This is a genomic window from Kitasatospora sp. NPDC001539 (genome assembly GCF_040298565.1).
Classification (GTDB): Bacteria; Actinomycetota; Actinomycetes; order Streptomycetales; family Streptomycetaceae; genus Kitasatospora.
The window spans coordinates 1-25730 of the sequence record NZ_JBEPAK010000055.1 but is presented as its reverse complement, the minus strand read 5'-3'; the positions used below and the strand labels follow the sequence as shown (position 1 = coordinate 25730).

Below are 25730 nucleotides of genomic sequence, written 5' to 3'. Positions count from 1 at the left end.
CATGCAACTCCACGACGTCTGGTTCGTGCTGATCGCGGTCCTGTGGATCGGCTACTTCTTCCTGGAGGGCTTCGACTTCGGCATCGGCGTCCTCACCAAGCCGCTCGCCCGCGACACCGCCGAGCGCCGGGTACTGATCAACACCATCGGCCCGGTCTGGGACGGCAACGAGGTGTGGCTGCTCACCGCGGCCGGTGGCACCTTCGCCGCCTTCCCGGACTGGTACGCCACCCTGTTCAGCGGCTTCTACGTCCCGCTGCTGGTCATCCTGGTCTGCCTGATCGTCCGTGGCGTGGCCTTCGAGTACCGGGCCAAGCGCGACGGCGCCCGCTGGCAGCGCAACTGGGAGGAGGCGATCTTCTGGTCCTCCCTCGTCCCCGCCTTCCTGTGGGGCGTGGTGTTCGCGAACATCGTGCGCGGCGTGGCCATCGACGCCCACAAGGACTACGTCGGCGGCCTCGGGGACCTGCTCAACCCGTACGCCCTGCTCGGCGGGCTGGTCACGCTCGCCCTGTTCACCTTCCACGGCGCGGTGTTCGCGGCGCTCAAGACGGTCGGGGAGATCCGCGAGCGGGCCCGCAGAGCCGCCCTGGCGGCCGGCCTGGCGACGGCCGTGCTCGCCCTCGCCTTCCTGACCTGGACCCAGGCGCACAGCGGCAACACCAGGAGCCTGGTCGCGATGGTGGTCGCCGTGGCGGCGCTGCTCGGCGCGCTGGCGGCCAACCGGCGCGGGCGCGAGGGCTGGGCGTTCGCGCTCTCCGGGGCGACGGTGGTGGCCGCCGTCGCGATGCTCTTCCTGGTGCTCTTCCCGAACGTCATGCCGTCGACCCTGAACCCCGGTTGGAGCCTGACCGTCGGCAACGCGGCCTCCTCGCCGTACACGCTCAAGCTGATGACCGTCGTCGCGGCCGTGTTCACCCCGCTCGTGCTGCTCTACCAGGGCTGGACGTACTGGGTGTTCCGCAAGCGGATCGGCGTCCAGCACATCCCCGGGCACCACGCGCCGGCTGCCGCCGCGGCTCCGGCGGCTCCGGCGGCCCCGACTGCCCCCGCGGCTCCCGCCATCGCGGACACCTCGGACGCCCGCGGCGCCCGCGGCGCCCACGGCGCCCACGGCGCTCCGGCCGAACGGGTCTGACGCGATGAAGCCGGTCGACCCCCGACTCCTCGGACAGGCCCGCACCACCCGGGCCTTCCTCGCCGGATCCGTGCTCCTCGGCGGGGCGGGCGCGGTCCTGGTGGTCGCCCAGGCGAGCCTGATCGCCGAGATCACCGTCCGCGGCTTCCAACGCGGCGCCGGTCTCGGCGAACTGACCACTCCCCTGGTGCTGCTGGCCCTGACCCCCCTCGGGCGCGGGCTGGTCGGCTGGCTCACCGAGCTCACCGCGCACCGGTCGGTGGCCCGGGTGAAGTCCACCCTGCGGCGCCGGCTGCTCGACCACGCCACCGCGCTCGGCCCGTCCTACCTGGCGGGCCGGCGCACCGGCGAACTCACCACCCTCGCCACCCGCGGCGTCGACGCGCTGGACGACTACTTCGCCCGCTACCTCCCGCAGCTGGCACTGGCCGTGGTCGTCCCGGTGATCGTGCTGCTGCGGATCGTCGGCGCCGACCTCACCTCCGCCGCGATCATCGCCGGCACCCTGCCGCTGATCCCGCTGTTCATGGTGCTGATCGGGATGGCCACCCAGTCCCGGATGGACCGGCAGTGGGACACCCTGGCCCGGCTCTCCCACCACTTCCTCGACGTCGTCGCCGGGCTGCCCACCCTCAAGGTGTTCAACCGGGCCCGCGCCCAGGCCGCCACCATCGCCCGGATCACCGCCGACTACCGCCGGGCCACCCTGCGCACCCTGCGGATCGCCTTCGTCTCCTCCTTCGCGCTGGAGCTGCTCTCCACCCTGTCCGTCGCGCTGGTCGCGGTCACCATCGGCTTCCGGCTGGTCGACGGCTCGCTCGACCTGGAGACCGGCCTGCTGGTCCTCGTCCTCGCCCCCGAGGTGTACGCCCCGATCCGGCAGGTCGGCGCGCTCTACCACTCCAGCGTCGAGGGGCTGACCGCCGCCGACGAGATCTTCCGGGTGCTGGAGACCCCGCTGCCCGCCGCCGGCACCCGCCCCGCCCCCGCGCTCGCCGGCGCCCTGATCACCGCGGAGGGCCTGACCGTACGGCACCCCGGACGGGCCGTGCCCGCCCTGGACGGCGCCGCGCTGACCCTGCGTCCGGGGTCCAGCACCGCCCTCACCGGCCCGAGCGGGGCCGGCAAGTCCACCCTGCTGTCCGTCCTGCTCGGCCTCACCGCCCCCGACGCCGGCACCGTACGGATCACCGCCGCCGACGGGCACCGCTACGACCTCGCCGAACTCGAACCGGAGAGCTGGCGCCGGCAGATCGCCTGGGTGCCGCAGCACCCCCACCTGTTCGCCGGGACGGTCGCCGAGAACCTGCGGCTCTACCGGCCGGAGGCGGACGACGACCAGCTGTGGGCGGCGCTGCGGGCCGCCCGCGCGCTCGACTTCGTCACCGACCTGGACGCCGCACTGGGCGAGGACGGCGCCGGGCTCTCCGCCGGACAGCGCCAGCGCCTCGCGCTCGCCCGGGTGCTGCTCGCCGACGACCGGCCGCTGGTGCTGCTGGACGAACCCACCGCCCACCTGGACGGCGCCTCGGAGGCCGCCGTGGTGGCCGCCGTCCGGACGCTCGCCGAGGACCCGGCGCGCACCGTGCTGGTCGTCGCCCACCGGTCGGCCCTGCTGGCCGTCGCCGAGGAGCGGATCCGGCTGGCCGGCCCGGCCGCCGAACCACCCGCGCGGGCCGTCACCCCGCTGACCCACAGCGGCCGGCCGACCCCTGCCCCCGCCGGGCCGGAGGAGCCCGCGCCGGAGCCGGAGCCCACCGCCCCCCGGCTGGCGCTGGCCGTGCTGCTCGGCTCGCTCGCCCTCGGCTGCGCCGTCGCGCTGATGGCCACCTCCGGCTACCTCATCTCCCGGGCCTCCCAGATGCCCCCGGTGCTCCACCTGATGATGGCCGTCACCGCCGTCCGCGCCTTCGGCATCGGCCGCAGCTTCTTCCGCTACACCGAGCGGCTGGTCTCGCACGACGCCGTGCTGCGCACCCTCGGCACCCTGCGGGCCGCCGTCTACCGCCGGCTGACCGTGCTCGCCCCCGCCGGACTGCCCGCCTTCCGGCGCGGCGACCTGCTCTCCCGGCTGGTCGCCGACGTCGACGCGATCCAGGACCACCACCTGCGCTGGCGGCTGCCGGCCGCCGTGGCCGGCGTGGTCGCGCTGGCCTCCACGCTGGTCATGGGCGCCTTCCTGCCCGCCGCCGGGCTGGTGCTCGGCCTCGGGCTGCTGCTCGCCGGGGTGCTGGTGCCCGGGCTGGCCGCCCGCTGGTCGGCCGGCGCCGAGCGGCGCCAGGCCCCGGCCCACGGCCGCCTGGCCACCGCCGTGGTGGACGCCCTCACCGGCACCGCCGAGCTCACGGTGGCCGGCGCGCTCCCCGGCCGGCTGGCGGCCGTCCGCACCGCCGACGCCGCGCTGACCGGCCTGGCCGCCCGCTCGGCCGCCACCACCGCGCTCGGCACCGGGCTGATCGCGCTGCTCACCGGGCTGACGGTGGCGGGATCGGCGGCCGTCGGCATCCAGGGAGTGCGGGGCGGAGCGCTCGCGCCGGTCTGCCTGGCGCTGGTGGTGCTCACCCCGCTGGCCGCCTTCGAGGCCGTCACGGGGATGCCGCTCGCCGTCCGGGCCCGCCAGCGCAGCCGCGCCGCGCAGGACCGGCTGGACGAGGTGCTGCACGCCCCCGCGCCGGTCACCGAACCGCCGTCCCCCGCGGAACTGCCCCGGCAGCCGCTGCCCGTGGCCGTGCGCGGGCTGACCGTACGCCACCCCGGGCAGGCCGCGGACGCCCTCGCCGGGGTGGACCTCGACCTCACCCCCGGGCGGCGGATCGCCGTGGTCGGCCCGTCCGGCTCCGGCAAGACCACCCTCGCCCAGGCGCTGCTGCGCTTCCTGGAGCCCCGCGCCGGGTCCGTCACCCTCGGCGCGGGCCGTCCACAGGCTGTGGACAGCCGCGCGCTGGCGGGCGAGGACGTCCGCCGGGTGATCGGCCTCTGCGCCCAGGACGCCCACGTCTTCGACAGCTCGCTGCGCGAGAACCTGCGGCTGGCCCGGCCCGGCGCCGACGACGCCGAACTGCGCGCCGCGCTCGCCGCCGCCCGGCTGCTGGACTGGACGGACGGCCTCCCGGACGGCCTGGACACCATGGTCGGCGAGCATGGTGCCCGGCTCTCCGGCGGCCAGCGCCAGCGGCTCGCGCTCGCCCGGGCGCTGCTCGCGGACTTCCCGGTGCTGGTCCTGGACGAGCCCGCCGAACACCTCGACCTGCCCACCGCCGACGCCCTCACCGCCGACCTGCTGGCCGCCACCGAGGGCCGCACCACCGTGCTGATCACCCACCGGCTCGCCGGGCTGGACGACGGCAGCGTGGACGAGGTGCTGGTGCTGGACGGCGGCCGGGTGGCCGAGCGCGGCCGCTGGTCCGAGCTGGTCGCCGACCCGGACGGGCGGCTGCACGCGATGTGGCGGCGGGAGCGGGAGGCGGACGGCCTGCTGGAGACGGCGGGAGCCGGGGCGGCCGCGTCCGGTCCGGTGGGTTCCGGGGCGGCCGCGTCCCGGGCGGCTGCGTCCTCCTTCGGCTGAAAACCGTACAAACTAGGCTTTCTCCATGGACCCCACGCCGGACCTCCCCGAGGCCGCCCCTGAGGCCGCCCCCGAGCCGACGCCCCACCGGGTGCCCGAGATCGCCTCGCTCGGGCTGGACACCCTGGTCAGCGAGGTCGCGGAGCGCCTGCAGTCGGCCGCCGCGGTCACCGACCGGATGCAGCGGTTGCTGGAGGCGGTCGTCGCCATCGGCGCGGGGCTCGACCTGCACGCCACCCTGCACCGGATCGCCCTGGGCGCCGCCGAACTCGTCGACGCCCGGTACGCGGCGCTCGGGGTGATCGCCCCCGGCGGGAACGGCCTGGCCGACTTCATCCACGTCGGCATCGACGACGACACCGCCGCCGAGATCGGCGACCTGCCCGACGGGCGCGGCATCCTCGGCGCCCTCATCGACCGCCCCGAGCCGCTGCGGCTGGCCGACCTCGGCGCCGACCCGCGCTCCTCCGGCTTCCCGCCGGACCACCCGCAGATGAGGACCTTCCTGGGCGTGCCGATCCGGGTCCGCGACGAGGTCTTCGGCAACCTCTACCTGACCGAGAAGACCGGCGGCGGCGCCTTCACCCCGGAGGACGAACAAGTGGTGCACGCGCTCGCCGCGGCCGCCGGCGTGGCGATCGAGAACTCCCGGCTGTACGAGGAGGGGCGCCGCCGCGAGCGCTGGATCGCCGGGGCTGCCGCCGTCACCACCGCGCTGCTCTCCACCGAGCAGGCCGAGGGCGCGCTGACCGTCGCCGCCGAGCAGGTGCGGGAGCTGGCGGACGCCGCGCTCGGCATGATCCTGCTGCCCACGCGGACCGGCGGGGCCGCGACCGAGGAGGAGGACGGCCAGATGAGGGTCGCCCACGCCTCCGGCGAGGCTGCCGAGTTCGTCCGCGGCGAGCTGCTGCCCAAGGACAGCTTCGCGGCCCGGCTGCTCGCGGGGGAGAGCGTCTACCTGGACGACATGTCCAGCGACCCGACCGTGGTGATCCGGCTCGCCCGCAGCTTCGGCCCGTCCATGGCCGTCCCGATGGTCGCCGCCGGGCGGGTGCTCGGCGGCCTCTGCGTCTGGCGACCGCGCGGCGCCCTGCCCTTCACCGACTCCGAGAAGCAGCTCGCCGAGACCTTCGCCTCGCAGGCCGCACTCGCCCTGCGCCTCGCCGAGGGCCAGCGCGACCAGCAGCGCCTCGCCGTCTTCCAGGACCGCGACCGGATCGCCCGCGACCTCCACGACCTGGTGATCCAGCGGCTGTTCGCCACCGGGATGATGCTGGAGAGCGCCGCCCGCCGCGCCGTCGTCCCCGAGGTGAGGGCCGGCATCGGCAACGCGGTGGACGAACTGGACGCCACCATCCAGGAGGTCCGCACCACCATCTACGCCCTCCAGCACGACAACCACGGGGACGCCCCCGACACCCTGCGCACCCGCGTGCTGCGGGAGGCCAGCCAGTCCGCCGCAGCGCTCGGCTTCAAGCCCTCGGTGAGCTTCGTGGGGCCCGTGGAGAGCCTGGTCGGTGAGAGCACCGGACGCCAACTCCTGGCCGCGCTGCGCGAGATGCTCTCCAACACGGCCCGGCACGCGCGGGCCTCCCGGGTCGGCGTGGAGGTCGACGCGACCGTCCACCTGGACGACGGCGGCCGGCCGGTCGGCGGTGACCGGGAGTCGCCGGACCGGCCGGGACGACCGGGCGTCCTGCTCACCGTGACCGACGACGGGGTCGGCATCCCGGAGGGCGGCCGACGCAGCGGTCTGCTCAACCTGACCCGGCGCGCCGAGGCGCTCGGCGGGGCGGCCTGGCACGAGCGCGGACCGCACCGGAGGGGGACGACGGTGCGCTGGTCGGCCCGGCTGCAACCGCGCAACACGCGTTAGGTGGAAGCTGGACGAGGGAGGACTTCCCGGCCGACGGCGCACGTTGGGAACGCGTCAACGGCCGCTTCGGACACGGCGGTCAGAGGCAGACGCCGGGCAGGAACCGCTCCAGCACGGCCGCGACGCCGTCCTGCTCGTTGCTCACGGTGTGCAGCGGCACCGCCGCCAGCACCTGCGGGTGCGCGTTGGCGACGGCGTACGCGGTGCCCGCCCAGGCCAGCATCTCCAGGTCGTTCGGCATGTCGCCGAAGGCCACCACCTCACTGCGGTCGATCCCGTGCTCGGCGCACCAACGGGCCAGCGTGCTCGCCTTGGTGACGCCGGGCGCGCTGATCTCCAGCAGCGGGATCGGCGAGGAGCGGGTGATCTCGGCCAGGTGCCCGGCGACCCTCCTGGCCTCGGTGAGGAAGGTGTCCGGGTCGAGGTCGGGGTGCTTGGCCAGCAGCTTGAACAGGCCCCGCACCGGGCCGTCCTCGGCCAGCAGTTCCTCGGCCGCGCCGATCGCGCAGACCATGTCGTCGCCCCACATCAGCACCTCGTAGCCGGGCTCGCGGGCCCACCCGTCCGCGTGCTCGAAGGCGAAGGCGGTACCCGGCAGTTCGGTCCGCAGCGCCTCGACGACCGCCAGCGCCGTCCCGGCCGACATCGGGAAGTACTCCACCAGCTCGCCGCGCCGGACGTCCAGGACCGCCCCGCCGTTCGAGCAGATCGCCACCCCGTGCCCGCCGACGTGCGGACGCAGCTGCTGCATCCAGCGCGGCGGCCGCCCGGTCACGAACACCACCTGGATCCCCGCCTCCTCGGCCGCCGCCAGGGCCGCGGCGGTGCGTTCGCTGACGGTGCCGCCGGTGCAGAGCAGGGTGCCGTCCAGGTCGGTGGCGACGAGACGGGGAGCGGTGCGGGGTTCGGTCACCGGTCCATCTTCGCCCATCGCCGCCGCCCGGTCACCGCCCCCGTCACGGCGCTCGTCGGCGCCCGCGTGACCGCTCCCGTCACCGCCCTCGTCGGTGCCCGCGTGACCGCTCCCGTGACCGGGCCGGTGACCTGCCGGGCCGGGGCCGACAGCCATGACCGTACGGACGGGTTCCGGCCCAGCACGCACCGTTTCCGGCCGATCCGCCCCCGTACGGAGTGTCGCCGCGGGCCGAACGGGCAGGACTGCTGGCGGTCACCCCGTCGGCAGGAAGAGCCATGCCCACAAGCCAGCTCCGAGACGAGCCGCCCCAGACCCGCCGCCCCGCCGCCTCCCAGCCGGACGAGCCGCCACCCGCCGCCTCCCGCGAACCGGTCCTGCTCGGCGAAGTGCTCTTCCACACCCTCGCCGACCTCGCCCGCCGCGCCCCGGCCCCGGCCGCCGCCCTCCCCGCGCAGCGCACCCGCCCCCACCCGTAGCAGCCCCCCGGCGTGCGCAGCGCCGGGCCGATCGCCGGCATCCGGCCGGTGTCGGCGGCCCGCGGCGGGGCACACGGCGCCCATGGGAGACGTTCTCGTCGGCGCGTGTTCATGGACGGACCGCGAACTGCTGTCCAGCGGCTGGTACCCGGAGGGCCACCGCGGCGCGGAGGCCAGACTGCGGTACTACACCACGAGGTTCCCCGTGGTCGAAGTGGACGCCACGTACTACGGGTTGCCCAGCACGCGCAACAGCACCCTGTGGGTGGAGCGTTCGCCGGCGGGCTTCCGGTTCGACGTGAAGGCGTTCTCCCTGCTGACCGGGCACCCGACCCGACCCGGCGCGCTGCCGGCCGAGTTACGGCCCGGCCCCGCCGGGCGGAACGGTCGAACGGCGGCCGACCAGGGACTGCTCGACGAGGTGTGGCGCCGTTTCAGCGGCGCCCTCGAACCGCTGCGCCGGGCGGACCGCCTGGGGACGGTCCTCTTCCAGTTCCCCCCGTGGCTGGCTCCGGGCCCGTCGGCGGTGGCGACGCTGCGCCGGTGCCGGGAGCGGACGGAGGGCTGGCCGGTGGCGGTGGAGTTCCGGCATCCCGACTGGTGGCGTCCGGAGCACCGCGCGTCCACCGTCGGCCTGCTGGCGGACCTGGACCTGACCGCCGTGGCCGTGGACACGGCGCAGTCGCTCCCCACGTCCATCCCGCCGGTCACGCCGGTCACCACCGCCCGCCTCGCGGTGGTGCGCTTCCACGGGCGCAACCGCGCCTGGGGGACGGGCTCGAAGGAGGAGCGGTTCCGCCACCGGTACACGTCCGAGGAGCTCTCGTCCTGGACACCGGCCGTCCGCGCGATGGCCGAGCAGACCCGCGAGGTCCACGTCCTGTTCAACAACTGCTGCGGCGATGCCGCCGTCCGCGCCGCCGAGACGATGAGCCGGCTGCTCGGCCCCCGGTCCGCCGCCGCCCCGTCCGCCGCCGCCCCATCCGCCGCTGCCCCGGCGGCCGATCCGGGCACCGCGGCGCGTCCGCCGTGGACGACCGCGCCCCGGTGAGGGGGGACGGCCGCGTGGGAGGCGGCCAGGTGGGAGGGGGTGGCGCGCGGAGCTCCTCCGCGAGGCGCCGCCGGCCCACCCGCCGGTGCGCACGCGTAGGGTCGGGGGCATGCGACTGAGTACCGTGATCCTCCCCATCCACCGGTGGAGCGAGGGCCAGAAGATCTGGCGGCGCGCCGAGGACCTCGGCTTCCACGCCGCGTACACCTACGACCACCTCTCCTGGCGGTCGTTCCGCGACCAGCCGTGGTTCGGGTCCGTGCCGACGCTGACGGCGGCGGCCTGCGCGACGGAGCGCCTGCGCCTGGGCACGCTGGTGACCTCGATCAAGCCTCGTTCACCCATCGCTGCCTGACCAGCGAGGTAGTCGCATTTTACGAGGAACATCTGCATTACGCGCATGATATTGTGCGCTTGATGAAGATGTCCGCGCCCTCGCTACTTCCGCTCTTCCGGTCCCAGTTGCAAGGGGACCTCCTGGCACTCGTGCTGTTGCACCCGGATCGCAGTTGGACGCTCACCGGCCTTGCCGGGGAGCTCGGGGCCTCGCACACAGCCGTCCTTCGAGAGGTGGACCGGCTGATCGGGTCGGAGATCCTCGCGGGGGAGCGGGTCGGACGGACCCGAGTCATCACAGCCAGGACCGACACCGTTCTGTACAGGCCGCTGTGCGACCTGTTGCTGGTGACCTACGGGCCGCTGCCTCGGCTGAGTGCGCTCCTGGCCGACCTGGACGGCATCGACGAGGCGTACGTCTACGGTTCCTGGGCAGCCCGCCACAGCGGCGTGCCCGGACCGATCCCAGCAGACGTCGACGTCCTGGTCGTCGGACGCCCCGATCCGGACGAACTCTTCGATCTCGCCGAACGTGCCTCCCGGGAGTTGCGCCGGGAGGTCAACGTCCACCGTGTCGCTCCGGAGGCATGGGCATCGCCGAGTGACGAACCCTTCCTGACCTCGGTCCGTGAGCGACCGCTGGTCCGCCTGCACCTACGTGAGGAGAACGGCGAATGAGCCGCTGGGAGCAGGGCCGGACCGTCGTTGACGACCTGATCCATCGCAGGGAGGTCGAGAGGGTGCCGGCCTCGACGGAGCATGCGGAGGCGGAACTCGCCCAGGCCCGACAGCACTTGGCCTCCGCGAGAATGCTTCTCGATGTCGACCCGGTCGGTGCGTACAGCCTTGCGTACGACGCTGCGCGCAAGGCGCTTGCGGCGGTCCTGGTGAACCAGGGACTTCGCGCCACGAGCAGGGGCGGCCATGTCGCGGTCTACGAGACGGTGAAGGCGCAGCTGGACCCGCCACTCGGAGGCATCCTGCGACCGTTCAGCCGCATGCGTGTCCGCCGGAACGAGAGCGAATACCGATCTGCCGAAGCTCCGCCGGTCACCCCCGAGGAGGTCAGGGGAGATCTGCCGAAGGCACAGGCGATCATCGAGCTGGCGGAGAAGGCCATGCCGCACATGGGTCGCTACTGATCACCGAAAACCAGCCTCGGTCACGAGTGTCCGGGTCGACCCAGCACACGCCGTGTCCTGGTGAACCTCTGCCGACGGCCGCCGGCAGCGAGTTCGCTGAGGCGCTCACCGATCACGGAAACGCCCGGGCGGGGCTCCTGCTCGTAGTACCAGGGCTTGCGCCGGCGCAGCAGCTCCTCGCCGTGCTCGTCCCAGGTGAATCCGGGCTTCCGCAGCAGCTTCCGGAACACCTCGTCGACGGTCTCCGGGTGGGCGGCGGCCAGGCGGCGGAGCGGCAGCGGTGCAATCGACTCCTCGCGCAGGTACACGCGCAGCAGGTCCTGGTGCTGCCTGCGGCCGGGGAGGACCGGATCGGCGAAGAGGTCCCGCAGCATCCCGTAGTCCGGGTAGAAGTTGAGCCCGTCGACTTCGTCGTAGATGACGCCGACCGTTTCCGATTCCGCGAGTCCCGGCGGCAGTTCGAAGGCCGGGAAGGACAGGCCGGGGAGCCGCCTGCCCCGGGCCCGGTCGGGATGCTCGGCGACGGCGGCTTCCTGCCGGTGCCGGTAGTAGGCGTTGAGCCGCTCCTCGGTTTCGGCAGGGGGAAGGACCAGTTCGTCGCTGCCGCAGAACTCGATGAACGCGGCCCGGTCCTCCCGCATCGACGCCCATCCCTGCTCGATCTTCTCGGGGTTGCGGAAGACCAGTTCGGGGTGACCGGCGGCCAGTTGAAGCGCGGCCCGGGCGATCTCGGTGCCGCTGGACTTCGGGTAGGACGACATGGTTCCGGAGATCAGCCACGCCCCGTCGACCGAGGGGACGGGCACCAGGCAGGTGTGCAGGAATCCCCCCTTGGACACTCCGCGGAAGGCCATAGGCCCGACGTTCGAGTACGTGCGGTACTCCAGGTCGTCGATCAGGTTCAGCAGGACGACGGCGTCCCCGTCCTTGCGCCGGATCTCGAAGATGCCCTCGACGGGGTCACGCCACCCGAGCAGCATCTCCCGATCCGCCTCGGTCAAGCCCCGTCGTCCGGCGACGAACCGGTCCACCACGGTCGAGCCGTCCGGCAGGCGGTACCGCAGGACGAAGTTGTCGATGATCCGGATCGCATCACCTTCCTCCAACTGCCGCCGGGCCCCGGCGGCCTCCAGGAGGAGGGGCGTCAACCACCGGTCGAAGCGCGCGCTCTGGGCGAAGGCGACGAGTTCACCCTTCAGTTCGGAGCTTCGCTCGATCAGGTCGCGCAACGACGCCCCATCCTCGTTCCTCACCACGGCAGCCATGCAGGCCCTCTCGATCGTGAAGGTTCCGACGCTCACTGCGTCCAGTAGTAGCGGTACGCCTCGACCCACTCCGCTCCGTCCGGAGCCGGGTCCGGCAACGGAAGGTCCAGCAGCCCGATCGCCTGCCGGAACCCACCGCGGGTGCACAGGGCGACGATCCTTCCGTCCGGTGAGAGGTCGATGCCGCGCACGGTCACCTCGGCGCCCAGCACCGAGGTGCTCAACGGCACCGCCAGGTTCTCCTCGACGGCGGTGAACAGAGCCGACAGCTCTTCGTGCTCGTCGTAGGTGTCGACCGTCGCTTCCTCGACCAGAGCGGCCAGCTCTCGCCTGCTCATCGTGCCCATGGCGCCACGCTAGCGGACCTGCTCGTGCCGACGTGCGGGCGGTCCGAAGTCCCGCCGTCCGCACGCGTAGGGTCGGGGGCATGCGACTGAGTACCGTGATCCTCCCCATCCACCGGTGGAGCGAGGGCCAGAAGATCTGGCGGCGCGCCGAGGACCTCGGCTTCCACGCCGCGTACACCTACGACCACCTCTCCTGGCGGTCGTTCCGCGACGAGCCGTGGTTCGGGTCCGTGCCGACGCTGACGGCGGCGGCCTGCGCGACGGAGCGCCTGCGCCTGGGCACGCTGGTGACCTCGCCGAACTTCCGCCACCCGGTCACGCTGGCCAAGGAGCTGATCACGCTGGACGACGTGTCCGGCGGACGGGTGACGCTCGGGATCGGCGCCGGCGGCACCGGTTTCGACGCCACCGCGATGGGCCAGGAGGCGTGGTCGCCGAAGGAGCGGGCGGACCGCTTCGGCGAGTTCCTGCCGCTGCTGGACGAGCTGCTGCGCCAGGACGCCACCACCCGCGAGGGCACCTACTACTCCGCGGTCGAGGCCCGGAACATCCCCGGCTGCGTGCAGACCCCGCGGGTGCCGTTCTACGTCGCCGCGACCGGCCCGCGCGGCCTGAGGCTCGCCGCCGAGTACGGCCAGGGCTGGGTGACCTACGGCGACCCGAAGGGCCCGGCGGACGTGCCGGTGGAGCAGGCGCCCGGGGTGATCGCACAGCAGCTCGCGAAGCTGACGGCGGCCTGCGAGGCGCGCGGCCGGGACGTCGGGACGCTGGAGAAGGTGCTGCTCCAGGGGTCGACGGCGGAGCGGCCGCTGCAGTCGGTGGACGCCTTCGTCGACTGGGCGGGCACCTACCGGGAGCTGGGCATCACCGAGCTGGTGATCCACTGGCCGGTGCCGGACTCGGTCTTCGAGAACGACCTCGCCGTCTTCGAGCGGATCGCCACCGAGGGCCTCGCCCAGCTGGGCTGAACCCGTCGCCGGGCCGGGACCGCCACCGGCCCGGCAGTTCCCACCAGGGCGCCCGCGTCGCCCTCCTGCTGGGCGACCGGGCCCGGGCCGGTTCCGTCGTGGCGCCGCCGGGCAGCAGCCGAGCGGCGGCCGCGGAACGGCGCTACGCGGTGGCCCCCGTGGGGTGCCGGCGGGCGGTGGAGTCCCAGCCCTGCCGGTGGAGGCGCTCGAAGCCGTCCAGCAGGACGTCCAGGGCGAACTCGAACTCGAACTGGTCGTCGCAGCCCCCGCCCGGGGCCGATCCCCCGTCGCGGGAGCCGGCCGTGGCCATCTCGATGATGTGCGGGTACCGCGCCGCCAGCTGGTCGAACATGGCGGCCCGGGCCTCCGGGTCCGCGGGGGGCGGCGGCGTGGGGAACAGCTCCTGGGTGAACCCCCACATGCGGCTGCCGAGGGCGTGCATCGCGTGGTGGGTGAGGTCGACGGAGAAGCCGCCGGCCCGGAACATGCCGATCAGCGAGTCCATGTAGTCCAGCACGACCGGCGTGGCGTGCCGGCGCGACTCGACCACCTGGGACGCCCAACGGTGGCTCAGCAGCGCCTGCCGGGCCGAGAGGATCCGCTGCCGGATCGCGTCCTTCCAGTCGGCGCCCCGGGCGGGCGGGGCGATCTCGCCGACGATGACCTCGACCATGCCGTCGAGCAGCTCCTCCTTGTTCGCCACGTGCTTGTAGAGAGCCATGGGAACGACGCCCAGCCGCTCGGCGAGACTGCGCATGCTCAGCGCGTCGATGCCGATCTCGTCGGCGAGCGCCACCGCGGCGCGCAGCACGCGGTCCCGGTTCAGCGGGGCGCGGCGCGGGGTTTTGGCGGGCCCGGTCATGCCGCCCGCCGTCGAGTCGCCCGCCCCCGGGTGGTCCGTCGCCGAGCCGCCCGGTGATGAACGAACGCGCCGCTTGACATGGTGTACAGCATACACCTACGTTTTCGGGGCCTGAGGTGTACGCCGTACGCCTCCCTGTGCGGGAGACTCCCATGACGTCAACCAGAAGAACCGCCGCGATCGCCGGCGCCCTCTACCTCGTCACCCACGTCACCTCCGTCGCGGCCCTCGCCCTCTACGGACCGGTCCTGCACCGCTCCGACTACGTCGTCGGCCCGGGCCCCGACACCCGGGTGCTGCTCGGCGCGTTCCTGGAGGTGGTCCTGGCCCTCGCCGTCGTCGGAACGGCGGTCGCGCTCTTCCCCGTCGTCAGGAGCCGCAACGAGGGCGCCGCCCTCGGCTACGTCGCACTGCGCACCCTCGAAGCCGGCGTCATCGCCGTCGGCGTCGTCCCGCTCCTCGCCGTCGTGACGCTGCGGCAGGACCCGGCCGGCGCGACCGGCGCCGAGGCCGTCACACTCGGACACGCGCTCGTCGCGTTCCACAACTGGACGTTCCTGCTCGGACCGGGCTTCGTCTGCGGGACGAACACGGTGCTGCTCGCGTACGTGCTCCACCGGGCCGGGCTCGTGGCCCGCTTCATCCCCGTGCTGGGGCTGGTCGGCGGGCCCCTGGTCTTCGCCTCGGGTGCCGCCCAGATGTTCGGCGGCTACCAGCAGTTCTCGGTGCGGGCGGCCCTCGCCGCCGTCCCGGTCTTCCTCTGGGAGATCTGCCTCGCCCTCCACCTGATCCTCAAGGGCTTCCGACCGTCGGCCGCGGCGAGCCCCGCCGCGGCGCCGGTCGAAGCCGGTGCCGCGGCCGGCGCCGGTGCCGGGTAGCCCGGGGCCGGCCGCCGGTGTCCCGGGGGAGGCGGGGCGACGCCTCCGGTGACGCCCGGCCGGAGCGTGTGGTGACGCCTGGCCGGAGCGCACGGTGACGCCTGGCTGGAGCGCACGGTGACGCCTGGCTGGAGCGTGTGGTGACGCCTGGCCGGAGCGCACGGTGACGCCCGGTCAGGGGTCCGGTTGCGCCCGGTCAGAGCGTGCGGTTGCGCCCGGCGCCCCAGCCGGCCGCGCCGACCACCGCGACCAGCACCAGCATCAGCGCCAGGGTGGCCTCCCAGCCGCCGGTGAGCTGGTGCAGCGCACCGGCGCCGACCGGGCCGGCCGCCGCCACCAGGTAGCCGACCGCCTGGGACATCCCGCCCAGCTGGGCGGCGCCGGCCGCGGTGCCGGTGCGCAGCACGATGAACGCCAGACCCAGGCCGAGCGAACCGCCCTGGGCCACGCCGAGGACCGCCGCCGACGCCCAGGCCGCGGAGACCGGCGCGACCAGCAGCATGGCGATGCCGAGCCCGTTCAGGGCCGCCATGGTCACCGCGAGGGCACGCTGGCTGGTCATCCGTCCGGCCATCAGCGGCACCAGGAAGGCGCCGGCGACCTGCACCAGGTTGGAGAAGGCGAAGACCAGGCCGGCCTGGCCGCGGTCCATGCCGTGGTCGGCCAGGATGGTCGGCATCCAGGCGACCAGGGTGTAGACGAGCAGCGACGAGATGCCCATGAAGAGGCTGATCTGCCAGGCCAGCGGGGACTTCCAGATGCCCTCGACCGGCTTGCCCGGCTGGGCCGCCGCGGCCACCGCCGCCTTCTCCTGCCGGGAGCGCAGCACCTGCGGCAGCCAGGCCGCCGCCGCGACCAGGGCGAGCAGCGACCAGGCGCCGAGCGAGGCGCGCCAGCCGCCGCCCAGCGCGTGTTCCAGCGGCACGGACGTCCCGGCGGCCAGGGTGGCGCCGACGAGCATGGTGGTCGAGTAGACGCCGGTCATGGTCGCCGCGCGGTCCGGGAACTCCCGCTTGACCAGGCCGGGCATCGACACGTTCAGCACCGCGATGGCCACGCCGATCACCACGCAGCCGGCGTACAGCGCGAGCACCGACGGCAGCACCCGCAGCAGCACGCCCGCGCCCAGCACCAGCACCGCACCCAGCACGACCCGCTCGGCGCCGAACCGGCGGGTCAGCCGGGGGGTGAGCGGCGCGCCGACGCCCTGGAAGAGCACCGGCACGGTGGTGATCAGCCCGCTCGCGGTGGCCGAGAGGCCGAAGGTCCGCTGGATCTCGCCGACCATCGGGGAGATCGCCGCCAGGCAGGCGCGCATGTTCAGCGCGACCAGCACGATGCCGGTCAGCAGCAGGGCGGGGTGGGCCAGCCGGGAGCGCAGGGGCAGCGGGGCGGCGGTGGTGGTGACATCCGGCTGCGGGGCACGGGTGACGGCCATGGGTGTGCTGTTCTTTCGTGACGCGGGGTTCTGGGAGTCCGGGGGCGCGAACGGGCGGGCGCGGGCCGGTGGCCGGCGGCGCGGAGGTGCGCGGGCGGAGGGTGCGAGGGCCGGGGTGCGGGAGCGGCGAAGCCGGCGTCCCGCGCCGCCCTACTTCCGGGCCGCGATGGCCGCGAGCAGCTGCTCGACGGCCGCGGTCGGCTCGGCGAGCAGCGCGCGGCACGCCGCCTCGGCACGGTCCGGGTCACCGCTCTCGATCGCGTCGACCAGCGCCGCGTGGGTGGCCACGACCACCTCGGGCATCTCGTGGTCGCCGAACGCGGAGGTCATCGACTCGCGTACGGACGCGCCGAAGTAGCGGTACACCTCGGTCAGTGCCGGGTTGTGCGCGGCCTCGACGACGGCGGTGTGGAACTCCAGGTCGTGCTCGACGGTGGCCTCGCGGCCGGCCCGCTCGGGGTGGGCCGCGATCACCTCGGCCTCGCGGGCGAGCGCGGCCCGCATCCGCCGGATGTCCTCGGGGGTGTGCCGCAGCGCGGCCAGTCGGGCGCCTTCGGTCTCCAGCGCCGCGCGGACCTCCAGGACGTCCCGGATGCCCGAGCGCTGGACGCCGCGCAGCACCGCCGCCGGGTCGCTGGTGGACCGTACGAAGGTCCCCTCGCCCTGCCGCGAGACGAGCATCCCGGCGTGCACCAGCACCCGGATCGCCTCCCGCACGGTGTTCCGCCCGACCTGCAGCCGCTCGGCGAGCTCGTGCTCGGTGGGGATCTGCGACCCCACCGGCCAGGTGCCGTCGGCGAGCTGCTCGCGCAGCTGGTCGATCGCGGTGTCCACCAGGGAACGCCGTCCGGCCGCCTGCAGACCGTTGCCGTCGCCGCTCATTCCGGGCCTCCCTTCGCACACCGTCGATCGGACATCGGTCATCCTACAACCGCTTGCCCGGTCATCCTACAACTGCGCCGGGGTCTGCCCCCGGTCTGCTCCCGGGAGGGAGCGGGCCGGAAGGGGAGGGCGCCCGGTCAGCGGACCGGGTAGAGGCGCTCCAGGACGACGGCCACGCCGTCCTCGTCGTTGCCCGCGGTGACCTCGTCGGCGACGGCGAGCAGTTCCGGGTGCGCGTCGGCCATGGCGACACCGTGCGCGGCCCAGCCGAACATCGGGATGTCGTTGGGCATGTCGCCGAAGGCGATGGTGTCGGCGGCGCGCACGCCCAGCCGGCGGGCGGCGACGGCCAGACCGGTGGCCTTGGACAGGCCCAGCGGCAGCAGTTCGACCACGCCCGCCCCGGCCATCACCACGCCCACCAGGTCGCCGGCGGCGCAGCGGGCGGCCTCGGCGAGGGCGTCGTCGGTCAGCCGGGGGTGCTGGATGTACAGCTTGCTGACCGGGGAGGCGAGCAGCTCGGCGCGGTCGACCCGGACGACCGGCAGGTCCGAGCCGATCAGCAGCTCGTAGCCGGGGCCGGCCAGCACCTGGCCGTCCAGACCGTCCTGGTTCGCGGCGACGGCCAGCGGGCCGGTCTCGGCCTCGATCTTCTCGATCGCGACCGCCGCGAGCCGGCGGTCCAGGGTGAGCGAGGTGAGCAGCTTGTGCGCGCCCGCGTCGTAGACCTGGGCGCCCTGGCCGCAGACCGCTATCCCGGTGTAGCCGATCTCGTCGAACACCGGACGGGCCCAGACGGCCGAGCGTCCGGTCACCACGATGTGCAGCGCGCCCGCGCCGACGGCCGCGGCCAGGGCGGCGCGGGTGCGCTCGGAGACGGTCCCCCAGCTGGTCAGCAGGGTGCCGTCGAGGTCGGTGGCGACCAGCCGGTAGGGCAGGTCGCCACCGCCGGGGTGGGCGGGAGAGGTCACTTGACCGGCTCGATGACGGCGCGTCCGCCGAGGTACGGCCGCAGCGCCTCCGGCACGACGACCGAGCCGTCGGCCTGCTGGTGGTTCTCCAGGATCGCCACGATGGTGCGCGGGACGGCGACCAGGGTGCCGTTCAGGGTGGCGAGCGGGCGGGTCCTGCCCTCCTCGCGCATCCGGATCGACAGGCGGCGGGCCTGGTACTCGGTGGTGTTGGAGGTCGACGTGACCTCGCGGTACTTGCCCTGGGTGGGGATCCAGGCCTCGATGTCGAACTTGCGCGCGGCCGAGGCGCCGAGGTCACCGGAGGCGACGTCGATCACCCGGTACGGCAGCTCCAGCGCGTTGAGGAAGTCCTTCTCCCACTGGAGCAGGCGGCGGTGCTCGTTCTCGGCGTCCTCGGGCGTGGTGAAGACGAACATCTCCACCTTCTCGAACTGGTGGACGCGGATGATGCCGCGGGTGTCCTTGCCGTAGGTGCCGGCCTCGCGGCGGAAGCAGGACGAGTAGCCGGCGTAGCGCAGCGGCAGCTTGTCGGCGTCGATGATCTCGTCCATGTGGTACGCCGCCAGCGGGACCTCGCTGGTGCCGACCAGGTACTTGTCCTCGTCGCCGAGGTGGTACACGTTCTCGGCGGCCTGGCCGAGGAAGCCGGTGCCGTCCATGGCCGCCGGGCGGACCAGGGCCGGGGTGATCATCGGGATGAAGCCGGCCGCGGTGGCCTGGGCGATCGCCATGTTGACCAGGGCGAGCTCCAGCAGCGCGCCGACGCCGGTCAGGTAGTAGGAGCGGGCACCGGCGACCTTGGCGCCGCGCTCGGTGTCGATCGCGCCCAGCAGCTGGCCCAGCTCGACGTGGTCGCGGGGCTCGAAGCCCTCGGCGGCGAAGTCGCGCGGGGTGCCGATCTCCTCCAGGGTGACGAAGTCCTCCTCGCCGCCGACCGGGGCGGCCGGGTCGATGAGGTTCGCCAGGGAGCGGAGCAGGCGGTCCGCCTCCTCCTTGGCCGCGCTCTGCTCGGCGTCCGCGGCCTTGACCTCGGCGGCGAGCTCCTTGGTGCGCTGCAGCAGGGCGGTCTTCTCGTCGCCCTTGGCCTGGGCGACCTGCTTGCCGAGCACCCGCTGCTCGTTGCGCAGTTCGTCGAAGCGGCTGCCCGAGGACCGGCGCCGTTCGTCGGCGGAGAGGAGGGCGTCGACCAGGTCGACGTCCTCGCCACGGACGCGCTGCGAGGCGCGCACTCGGTCAGGGTCCTCACGGAGCAGGCGAAGGTCAATCACAGGGCCAAGCGTACCGGGCGGCGGTTCCTCCACCGGTACCGGTTTCCCCTGGGGATAACTCCCCGGCGCCTGTGGATAACCGTTGGGGAGAACCGGCCGCAGCCGGGTTATCCACAGGTCGGCGGCCGGGGCTGTGGATCGATGGGGAGGGCGGCACTCCGCTCACCGGAACCAGCGAATTGAGGTTTCAAACCTCAATGGGCCTTCTCGGGTGAGGGAATTGAAGCACTCAAACGGGTGATTTGCAGGGAAGGGGGTGACTCTGGGCCGATTAGTCATCTCTGCGACGCAAACAGATGATCCGACCAGTTCTGGGCAATGGCTATACCGGTTTGTCGACTCATCCCCAGGCCTGTGGATAACTTTCGGCTGTGGACAGCGGGGAGGCCTGTGGACAGCGGCCTCCGGCCCCGGGGCGGGCTGTGGACGACGGAACGGTCACCCGCCCGGCGTGATCACCCCGGTCGACAACGGTCGACACCGATCAGGAAAAAGCGGAAGGGATCACCAAGGCCGGAAGGGCCGCCAGGAGTGCCTTCGGAAGGGCCGGCGGCCGGCTCAGACGTCCCCGCGGCCGTCGAGCGCCCGGGAGAACCAGTCCGCCGCCGCGGCGAAATCCTCGTCCGAGGTCCCCGGCCGCCGGTGCGTGGACACCTGGCGGTCGGCGCGCGGATAGGAGCCGAGGAACCGCACCTGGGGACAGATCCGCTTGAGCCCCATCATCGCCTCGGCCACCCGGCGCTCGGACAGGTGCCCCTCGCAGTCGATCAGGAAGCAGTAGCTGCCCAGCCCCTCCCCGGTCGGCCGGGACTCGATCCGCATCAGGTTGACCCCGCGCACCGCGAACTCCTGGAGCAGCTCCAGCAGCGCACCCGGGTGGTCGTCCGGCAGCCAGACCACCATCGAGGTCTTGTCCGCCCCGGTCGGCGAGGAGACCCGCCCCGGGCGGCCGACCAGGACGAAGCGGGTGGTCGCGCTCTGCGCGTCCGCGATGTCCTTGACCAGCGGGTCCAGCCCGTAGATCGGCGCCGCGAACTCGCCCGCGAACGCCCCGTCGAACCGGCCCTCGGCGACCAGCCGGGCGCCGTCCGCGTTGGAGGCGGCCGACTCCCAGGTCGCGTCCGGCAGGTTGGCCGCCAGCCAGCGGCGCACCTGCGACTGGGCCACCGGGTGGCTGGTCACCGTCTTGATCCCGGACAGCTCCGTCCCCGGTCGCACCAGCAGCGCGAAGGAGATCGGCAGCAGCACCTCGCGGTAGATCATCAGCGGGTTGCCGGAGGCCAGTTCGTCGTTGGTCGCGGTGACCGCGCCCTCCACCGAGTTCTCGATCGGCACGAACGCCCCCGCGGCCTCGCCGCCGCGCACCGCCTCCAGGGCGAGCGCCACCGAGGACAGCGGCACCAGCTCCCGGGTCGCCGCCTCGGGCAGGGTGTGCAGCGCCGCCTCGGTGAAGGTGCCGGCCGGGCCGAGGTAGGTGTAGCGGGTGGCCGACATGACGCCTCCGTGGGAAATGGGTGCCGCCTGGGTCCGATGGTGCCGAGGCAGTCACCATAACGATTTCCCGGCCCCGGCAGGAAAGGCGTTCCGCTGGCCGGGACCGCGCCCGCGGACACGGCGTCCGCCGCGGGCCGCCGGGAGCGCCGGGGGCTCCGCGGCCCCGGGGGCCGTCCCCGGGGCCGTACCGAAGCGGCGGGCCCGGGGCCGGTCCGCTACCCCTCCAGGAGCTGCTGCCCGAGGTAGCCCTGGGCGGGCACGCCCGGCGGCACCGCGTACAGCCCGCTCGCCTCGTGCCGCAGGAAGCGGGAGAGGCCGTCGCCGCGGGAGAGTTTGCGCTGCACGGGGGTGAAGCCCGTGCGCGGGTCCGCCTGGAAGGCGAGGAACAGCAGCCCGGCGTCCGGCGAACCGTCCGGCAGCAGACCGTCGTGGTACGAGAAGCCGCGCCGCAGCATCGCCGCGCCGCCGTTGGCCGCCGGGGCCGCGACCCGTACGTGGGCGTCGGCGGGGATCGCCAGGCCGCCGTCCGGGCCCTGTGCGGACAGGTCCACCGCGGTGCCCTCGCCGGAGCCGGCCGGTGCGCTCAGCGGCGAGCCGTCCGCCTTGCGCCGCCCGATCACCCGTTCCTGCCGGTCCACCGGCAGTTCCTCCCAGTGGTCCAGCAGCATCCGGATCCGCCGGAACACCAGGTACGAGCCGCCGGCCAGCCAGGCCGGCTGGTCCCCGCCGCCCGCGCAGAACACCTTGGCGGCGAAGCCCTCCTCGCCAGGCTTGGGGTTGTTGGTGCCGTCGATCTGGCCCATCAGGTTGCGCCCGGTCATCGGCCGCGCGGTCGCGCCCGGGGTCCGGGCGAAGCCGGCCGACTGCCAGCGCGGCGCCGCCGTCCCGGCCGCCAGCTTCTGCAGCGTCCGCAGCGCGTGCACGGCGACCAGCGCGTCGTCGGCACCGACCTGCACGAACAGGTCGCCGTCGCCGCGGGCCGGGTCGAGCGCGTCGCCGGGGAACGCGGGCAGCGGCTCGAGCGCCGCGGGGCGGCGGTCGGCCAGCCCGGCCTTGTCGAACAGGGCGGCGCCGAAGCCGACCGTGACCGTGAGCGAGCACGGCCCGGCGTCCAGCGCGACCTGGTTGTCGAACTCCTCGGCCGGCTCCCCGGCGGTCAGCCGGTCCACCGCCTTGGTCCAGCGCTGGAGCAGGGCGCGCAGCCCGTCCCGGCCGGCCCCGGCGGCGAGGTCGAACGCGGCCAGCCGCACCTCGGCCTGCTGCGGTTCGAGGATGCCGGCCTGGTGCTCGCCGCGGAATGGCACCCGGCCCGTGCCGAGCGCGCCACCGCCGTCCGCCCCGCTACCGGCCCGGTCGCCGGCCGGACGGTCGTAGGCGACCGCCCCGGCTGCCCCGGCCCCGGCGCCGACCAGCAGCCCGGCGCCGGCCGTGCCGAGCAGCGTCCGGCGGGTGACACCCACCGGGCCGGCGGCGCCGGCCGTGCCCGTCCCGTTCCCGTCCACCGCGCTCACCCGACCTTGAACTGCTGGGTCGGGGTGGTCTGGTCGATGTCCGACGAGCGGATCTGCACCGAGACCACCCAGGTGCCGGCCAGCGGCAGCTGCGCGGTGCCGCCCCAGCGGCCGGTGCCCTCCGGGGTGAGCGTCACCGGCAGCGGGCCCAGGTCGCGGTCCGGGAGGGTGAAGGCGAGCTGCACCTCCGGGACGTCCACCGGCTTGCCGTCGGCGCCGTCCAGCGCGAGCTTCACCTCGTTCGGTCCCGTCCCGGCCGGGTTGACGCTGACCGTCGCGGTGCCCTTGGCGTTCGGCGTCCGGCCCTTGGTGTCGTAGGGCAGCTTGAGCTCCACCGTGCGGCCCGGCTCGGTCTGCGGCGCCGCCGCGGACCCGCCCGCCGGAGCGGCGCTCCCCGCCGCCGTGACCGCGCCCGCCACCCGCCCGGGCGGGGAGTTGGTGAGCATCGTGGTGACCACCAGCACCGCCACCGCGACGAGCGCCTCGACCAGCACCGAGCGGCGCAGCCCGGCCCGGGTCGGGGTCAGGGCGCGGTCGCGCCCGGCACTCGCCCGGGCGGCCCGCTGCCGGTCCAGCTGCGCCTGCCGGACCGGGTCCTCGCTGAGCGCCGGGGCGCCGACCGGCTCGGGCACCTCGGCCCGCTCGACCTCCGCGGCCTCGGCGGGCGCCGAGCGCAGCCGGGCCAGCCGGCCGCGGGACACCCACGCGACGCCGAGCATGGCGGCCACGCAGCCGGTCTTCACCAGCAGCAGCCGCCCGTACTCGGTGCCGGTCAGCGCGCCCCAGCTGCCCAGGCCCCGCCAGGACTGGTAGACCCCGGTGACGACCAGGGCGGCCACCGAGCCGAAGGCCACCTTCGAGAAGCGCTCCACCACCTCGGCGCCGACCCCCTCGCGCAGCGCGACCAGCAGCGCGGCCAGGCCGCCCAGCCAGAGCGCCATCGCGATCAGGTGCAGCACGCCGAACGGCAGCGCCAGCCAGACCTGGATGCCCACCGAGGCGTGGTCGGCACCCACCCAGGTCGCCGCGAGGGCGACGGACAGCACCAGTCCGGCCACGCCCAGGCCCAGGCGGGCGTCGCGCAGCGGCCGTTCGGCGGCCCGCTGCTCCAGCTCGCGCAGCTCGGCCGCCTCGTCGTCGTCCTGGTCGGCGGGACCCCGGGCCTCCTCGCCGTCCGGTGCGGCGGCCGTCCGGTGCGGCTGCCCCAGCTGCCCGACCAGCAGCGACAGGAAGATCCCGCCCGCGGCGAGCAGCAGCAGCCGGGCGGCCAGCGCGGTGCCGATCCGCTCGTCCAGCGTGGCGCGCACCAGCGACAGGTCGAGCGCCTTCCCGAGGCCGGAGCCGCGCTCGTAGGGGCCGCGCAGCATCAGCACCGCGACGGTGGAGGCCAGCAGCGCCGTCCAGCCGGTCATCAGCAGCCGCTGCACCGGACGCCTGGCGGCCCCGGCCGGCCAGCAGACCAGCACGAACCCGGCCACCCCGGCGAGCAGGGCGAACGCCGCGTACGCCACGGTGCGCCCGGTGCCGTACAGGGCGGCGACCAGGCCGTCCGCGTCGGCGCCCTGCAGCGCGGTGGCGGAGACGGAGGTGTCGGAGGGAGCGCCGACGGAGAAGGTGAACGCGCCGCCGACCGGGTGCGAGTCCTCCGAGACGGCCCGCCAGGCGACCGTGTAGGTGCCGTTGGCGATCCCGCTCCGCAGCCCCACCCGGGCGGTGTCGCCCCGGCCGTCGGCGTGGGCCGGGTTCCCGGTGTCCACGGCCTTGCCGGCCGGGTCCAGCACCCGTACGGAGTCACCGGAGAGCGACACCGTCTCGCTGAAGGTCAGCGTGACCGCCTGCGGGGCCGTGGCGACCACGGAGTTCTGCCGCGGGTCGGTGGACTCCAGGGTGGCGTGGGCGGAGGCCGGGCCGGCGCCGGCGAGCACCAGGGCGAACAGCGTGCCGAGCATCGCGAGCGCTCCGGCGATGCGCCGGGCTGCCGTCCGCCGGAGCGCGGTCCGCCCGGACGCGGTCCGCCCGGACGCGGTCCGCCGGACGGCGGCCCGGTGGGGTGCGGTCCCGCGGTGCGAGGCCTGCTGCATGCTGGGGTCCCCTAACTCCGGCCGGGCCGGTAGGTGAGCTCCTTGACCGGCACCTTGACCGCGATGGTGCCGGACTTGGCGAAGGTGAGGTCGAGCTCCAGCTCGTCGCCCAGGGCCGGGGCCTTCTGCCACCCCATGATCATCAGGTGGGTGCCGCCGCGGGCGAGCTCCAGCGCGCCGTGCGCGGGCACGTCCAGGCTGTCCACCTGCTCCATGCTGGACGCGGTCGAGCGGTGGATGGTGACGGACTCGGCGGCCGGACTGGTCACCTTCACCAGCTGGTCCGGCCCGCCGTCGTTGCGGACGGTCAGGTACCCGGCGCCCATGCCCCCGGCCGGGGGCAGCGGGATGTACGGGTCGGCCACGCTCAGCTTCGCCGGGCCCGCGCTCGAGGCGCCGTCCTGGCCGCCCGTCCCGCAGGCGGCCAGGATGGCACCGCCGCCCAGGGCGGTGGCGACCACGGCGCCCAGCAGGGCGGACCGGCGGAACCGCCGGGTGCCGGGAGCCACCGCGGTCACGCCGCGACCCCCTTGGCGAGCAGCGGCAGGTCGTGCTCGTAGGTCTTCTCCTCGGTGCCGCTCATGTAGAGCACGTGCGCCCTGTCGTCCGAGGGGAGGAAGGCCAGCACCTGGGCGCCGTGGGTGGAGGTGACCGTGCCGTCCGGGTTGACGACCGGGTCCTCGATCATGATGCCGAGCGACCTGGCGGCGGTCTTCACCTTCTCCAGGTCGCCGGTGAGGCCTATGAAGTCGCCGCCCATCGAGTCCAGCCAGGTGCGCAGCACCTTCGGGGTGTCGCGCTGCGGGTCGGTGGAGACGAAGACGACGTCGATCTTCTTCCGGTCCTCCGCGGAGAGCGACTTCATCGCGACGCCGATGTCGCCCATGGTGGTCGGGCAGACGTCCGGGCAGTTGGTGTAGCCGAAGAACAGCAGGGTGGTCCTGCCGTTGGTCCGCTGCCGCAGGTCGTACGGCTGCCCGGAGGTGTCGGTCAGCTGGAGGTCGGGCTTCTCGAAGTTCTTCGCCAGCTTGGTGCCCTGGTACGGGCTGTCGTCCTTCTGCTGGGTGACCTTGGCGGTGGTCGAGCCGCCGCCGGAGGAGCCGCAGGCCGAGAGGGTCAGGGCGGCCGCCAGCGCGAGGGCGGCGGCGCCGGCCAGCCGGGCGGTGCGGCCGGAGCGGTGGGTGCGGGTGACGCGGGGCATGGGAGTTCCGATCGTGCGCGGTGGACCGCCGGCGGGGCCGCGTCCGGAGTGGGCGCGGCCC

General features: G+C 74.3%; 22 protein-coding genes and 1 pseudogene. 10 read left to right on the top strand and 13 right to left on the bottom strand.

The genetic code is table 11. From position 1 onward, the window contains the following. Position 1 precedes the first annotated feature (1 nt). The 3 genes from cydB to ABT247_RS12030 are packed head-to-tail and all read left to right on the top strand — an operon-like array spanning position 2 to position 6579. Positions 2 to 1138 (top strand): cytochrome d ubiquinol oxidase subunit II, encoded by a 1137-nt coding sequence (gene cydB, locus ABT247_RS12040; protein ID WP_350741602.1) that lies wholly within the window; start codon positions 2 to 4, stop codon positions 1136 to 1138. A gap of 4 nt (positions 1139 to 1142) precedes the next feature. After that, a complete protein-coding gene (cydD, locus tag ABT247_RS12035) occupies positions 1143 to 4703 on the top strand; it encodes a thiol reductant ABC exporter subunit CydD (protein WP_350741600.1) in 3561 nt (1186 codons plus the stop codon). A gap of 25 nt (positions 4704 to 4728) precedes the next feature. Continuing rightward, positions 4729 to 6579: a sensor histidine kinase gene (locus ABT247_RS12030; protein ID WP_502892436.1), complete on the top strand. Its 1851-nt coding sequence runs from the start codon at positions 4729 to 4731 to the stop codon at positions 6577 to 6579. A gap of 79 nt (positions 6580 to 6658) precedes the next feature. Here the strand turns inward: ABT247_RS12030 and ABT247_RS12025 are convergent, their stop codons facing one another. Next, complete coding sequence (locus tag ABT247_RS12025; protein WP_502892435.1) at positions 6659 to 7510, bottom strand: HAD family hydrolase; 852 nt, start codon at positions 7508 to 7510, stop codon at positions 6659 to 6661. 260 nt (positions 7511 to 7770) lie between these two features. Here ABT247_RS12025 and ABT247_RS12020 point away from each other — a divergent pair, with 260 nt between their 5' ends. The 5 genes and pseudogenes from ABT247_RS12020 (at position 7771) to ABT247_RS12000 (ending at position 10500) form a co-directional block, all read left to right on the top strand. Further along, positions 7771 to 7971 (top strand): hypothetical protein, encoded by a 201-nt coding sequence (locus tag ABT247_RS12020; RefSeq protein ID WP_350741596.1) that lies wholly within the window; start codon positions 7771 to 7773, stop codon positions 7969 to 7971. An 82-nt stretch (positions 7972 to 8053) separates the two neighbouring features. Then, the gene (locus ABT247_RS12015; protein ID WP_350741594.1) at positions 8054 to 9022 is read left to right on the top strand and encodes a DUF72 domain-containing protein; all 969 of its coding nucleotides are present in this window, start codon (positions 8054 to 8056) and stop codon (positions 9020 to 9022) included. Between the two features lie 109 nt (positions 9023 to 9131). Next, a pseudogene (locus tag ABT247_RS12010) lies at positions 9132 to 9368 on the top strand (LLM class flavin-dependent oxidoreductase); the annotation flags it as partial. Between the two features lie 71 nt (positions 9369 to 9439). After that, positions 9440 to 10036 (top strand): nucleotidyltransferase domain-containing protein, encoded by a 597-nt coding sequence (locus tag ABT247_RS12005; RefSeq protein ID WP_350741590.1) that lies wholly within the window; start codon positions 9440 to 9442, stop codon positions 10034 to 10036. Further along, complete coding sequence (locus ABT247_RS12000; protein WP_350741588.1) at positions 10033 to 10500, top strand: HEPN domain-containing protein; 468 nt, start codon at positions 10033 to 10035, stop codon at positions 10498 to 10500. Before ABT247_RS12005 ends, ABT247_RS12000 begins: the two co-directional genes overlap by 4 nt. Positions 10501 to 10520: 20 nt before the next feature. On the opposite strand, the gene ABT247_RS11995 is transcribed toward ABT247_RS12000, so the two are convergent. Together ABT247_RS11995 and ABT247_RS11990 are read right to left on the bottom strand one after the other, a co-directional pair. Then, on the bottom strand, positions 10521 to 11729 hold the full coding sequence (locus ABT247_RS11995) for a hypothetical protein (protein ID WP_350741586.1): 1209 nt from the start codon (positions 11727 to 11729) through the stop codon (positions 10521 to 10523). A gap of 68 nt (positions 11730 to 11797) precedes the next feature. After that, on the bottom strand, positions 11798 to 12112 hold the full coding sequence (locus ABT247_RS11990; RefSeq protein ID WP_350741584.1) for a hypothetical protein: 315 nt from the start codon (positions 12110 to 12112) through the stop codon (positions 11798 to 11800). Between the two features lie 80 nt (positions 12113 to 12192). Here ABT247_RS11990 and ABT247_RS11985 point away from each other — a divergent pair, with 80 nt between their 5' ends. After that, entirely contained in the window at positions 12193 to 13080 is an 888-nt protein-coding gene (locus ABT247_RS11985) for an LLM class flavin-dependent oxidoreductase (RefSeq protein WP_350741582.1), read from the top strand. A gap of 142 nt (positions 13081 to 13222) precedes the next feature. On the opposite strand, the gene ABT247_RS11980 is transcribed toward ABT247_RS11985, so the two are convergent. After that, positions 13223 to 13942 carry a TetR/AcrR family transcriptional regulator C-terminal domain-containing protein gene (locus tag ABT247_RS11980; protein ID WP_350741580.1) on the bottom strand — a complete coding sequence of 240 codons (720 nt, stop codon included), beginning with the start codon at positions 13940 to 13942 and terminating at the stop codon, positions 13223 to 13225. Between the two features lie 152 nt (positions 13943 to 14094). On the opposite strand from ABT247_RS11980, the gene ABT247_RS11975 reads away from it, so the two are divergent. Then, positions 14095 to 14820, top strand: a complete 726-nt coding sequence (locus ABT247_RS11975) for a DUF4386 domain-containing protein (RefSeq protein ID WP_350741578.1) — start codon at positions 14095 to 14097, stop codon at positions 14818 to 14820. Between the two features lie 196 nt (positions 14821 to 15016). Here ABT247_RS11975 and ABT247_RS11970 read toward each other — a convergent pair whose 3' ends face one another. The 9 genes from ABT247_RS11970 to ABT247_RS11930 form a co-directional block, all read right to left on the bottom strand. Next, positions 15017 to 16258: a CynX/NimT family MFS transporter gene (locus ABT247_RS11970; protein ID WP_350741575.1), complete on the bottom strand. Its 1242-nt coding sequence runs from the start codon at positions 16256 to 16258 to the stop codon at positions 15017 to 15019. Between the two features lie 150 nt (positions 16259 to 16408). Further along, on the bottom strand, positions 16409 to 17140 hold the full coding sequence (locus ABT247_RS11965; RefSeq protein ID WP_350741573.1) for a FadR/GntR family transcriptional regulator: 732 nt from the start codon (positions 17138 to 17140) through the stop codon (positions 16409 to 16411). Between the two features lie 137 nt (positions 17141 to 17277). Beyond that, complete coding sequence (locus tag ABT247_RS11960; RefSeq protein WP_350741571.1) at positions 17278 to 18111, bottom strand: HAD family hydrolase; 834 nt, start codon at positions 18109 to 18111, stop codon at positions 17278 to 17280. Beyond that, positions 18108 to 19382 carry a serine--tRNA ligase gene (serS, locus tag ABT247_RS11955; RefSeq protein ID WP_350741569.1) on the bottom strand — a complete coding sequence of 425 codons (1275 nt, stop codon included), beginning with the start codon at positions 19380 to 19382 and terminating at the stop codon, positions 18108 to 18110. Before serS ends, ABT247_RS11960 begins: the two co-directional genes overlap by 4 nt. 558 nt (positions 19383 to 19940) lie before the next feature. Then, on the bottom strand, positions 19941 to 20876 hold the full coding sequence (gene pheA / locus ABT247_RS11950) for a prephenate dehydratase (protein ID WP_350741567.1): 936 nt from the start codon (positions 20874 to 20876) through the stop codon (positions 19941 to 19943). Positions 20877 to 21091: 215 nt separating this feature from the next. Next, on the bottom strand, positions 21092 to 22378 hold the full coding sequence (efeB, locus tag ABT247_RS11945) for an iron uptake transporter deferrochelatase/peroxidase subunit (RefSeq protein WP_502892437.1): 1287 nt from the start codon (positions 22376 to 22378) through the stop codon (positions 21092 to 21094). A gap of 5 nt (positions 22379 to 22383) precedes the next feature. Then, complete coding sequence (locus tag ABT247_RS11940) at positions 22384 to 24336, bottom strand: FixH family protein (protein ID WP_350741563.1); 1953 nt, start codon at positions 24334 to 24336, stop codon at positions 22384 to 22386. Between the two features lie 143 nt (positions 24337 to 24479). Next, positions 24480 to 24986: a copper chaperone PCu(A)C gene (locus ABT247_RS11935; protein ID WP_350741561.1), complete on the bottom strand. Its 507-nt coding sequence runs from the start codon at positions 24984 to 24986 to the stop codon at positions 24480 to 24482. Further along, complete coding sequence (locus ABT247_RS11930) at positions 24983 to 25669, bottom strand: SCO family protein (RefSeq protein ID WP_350741559.1); 687 nt, start codon at positions 25667 to 25669, stop codon at positions 24983 to 24985. Before ABT247_RS11930 ends, ABT247_RS11935 begins: the two co-directional genes overlap by 4 nt. Positions 25670 to 25730 lie beyond the last annotated feature (61 nt).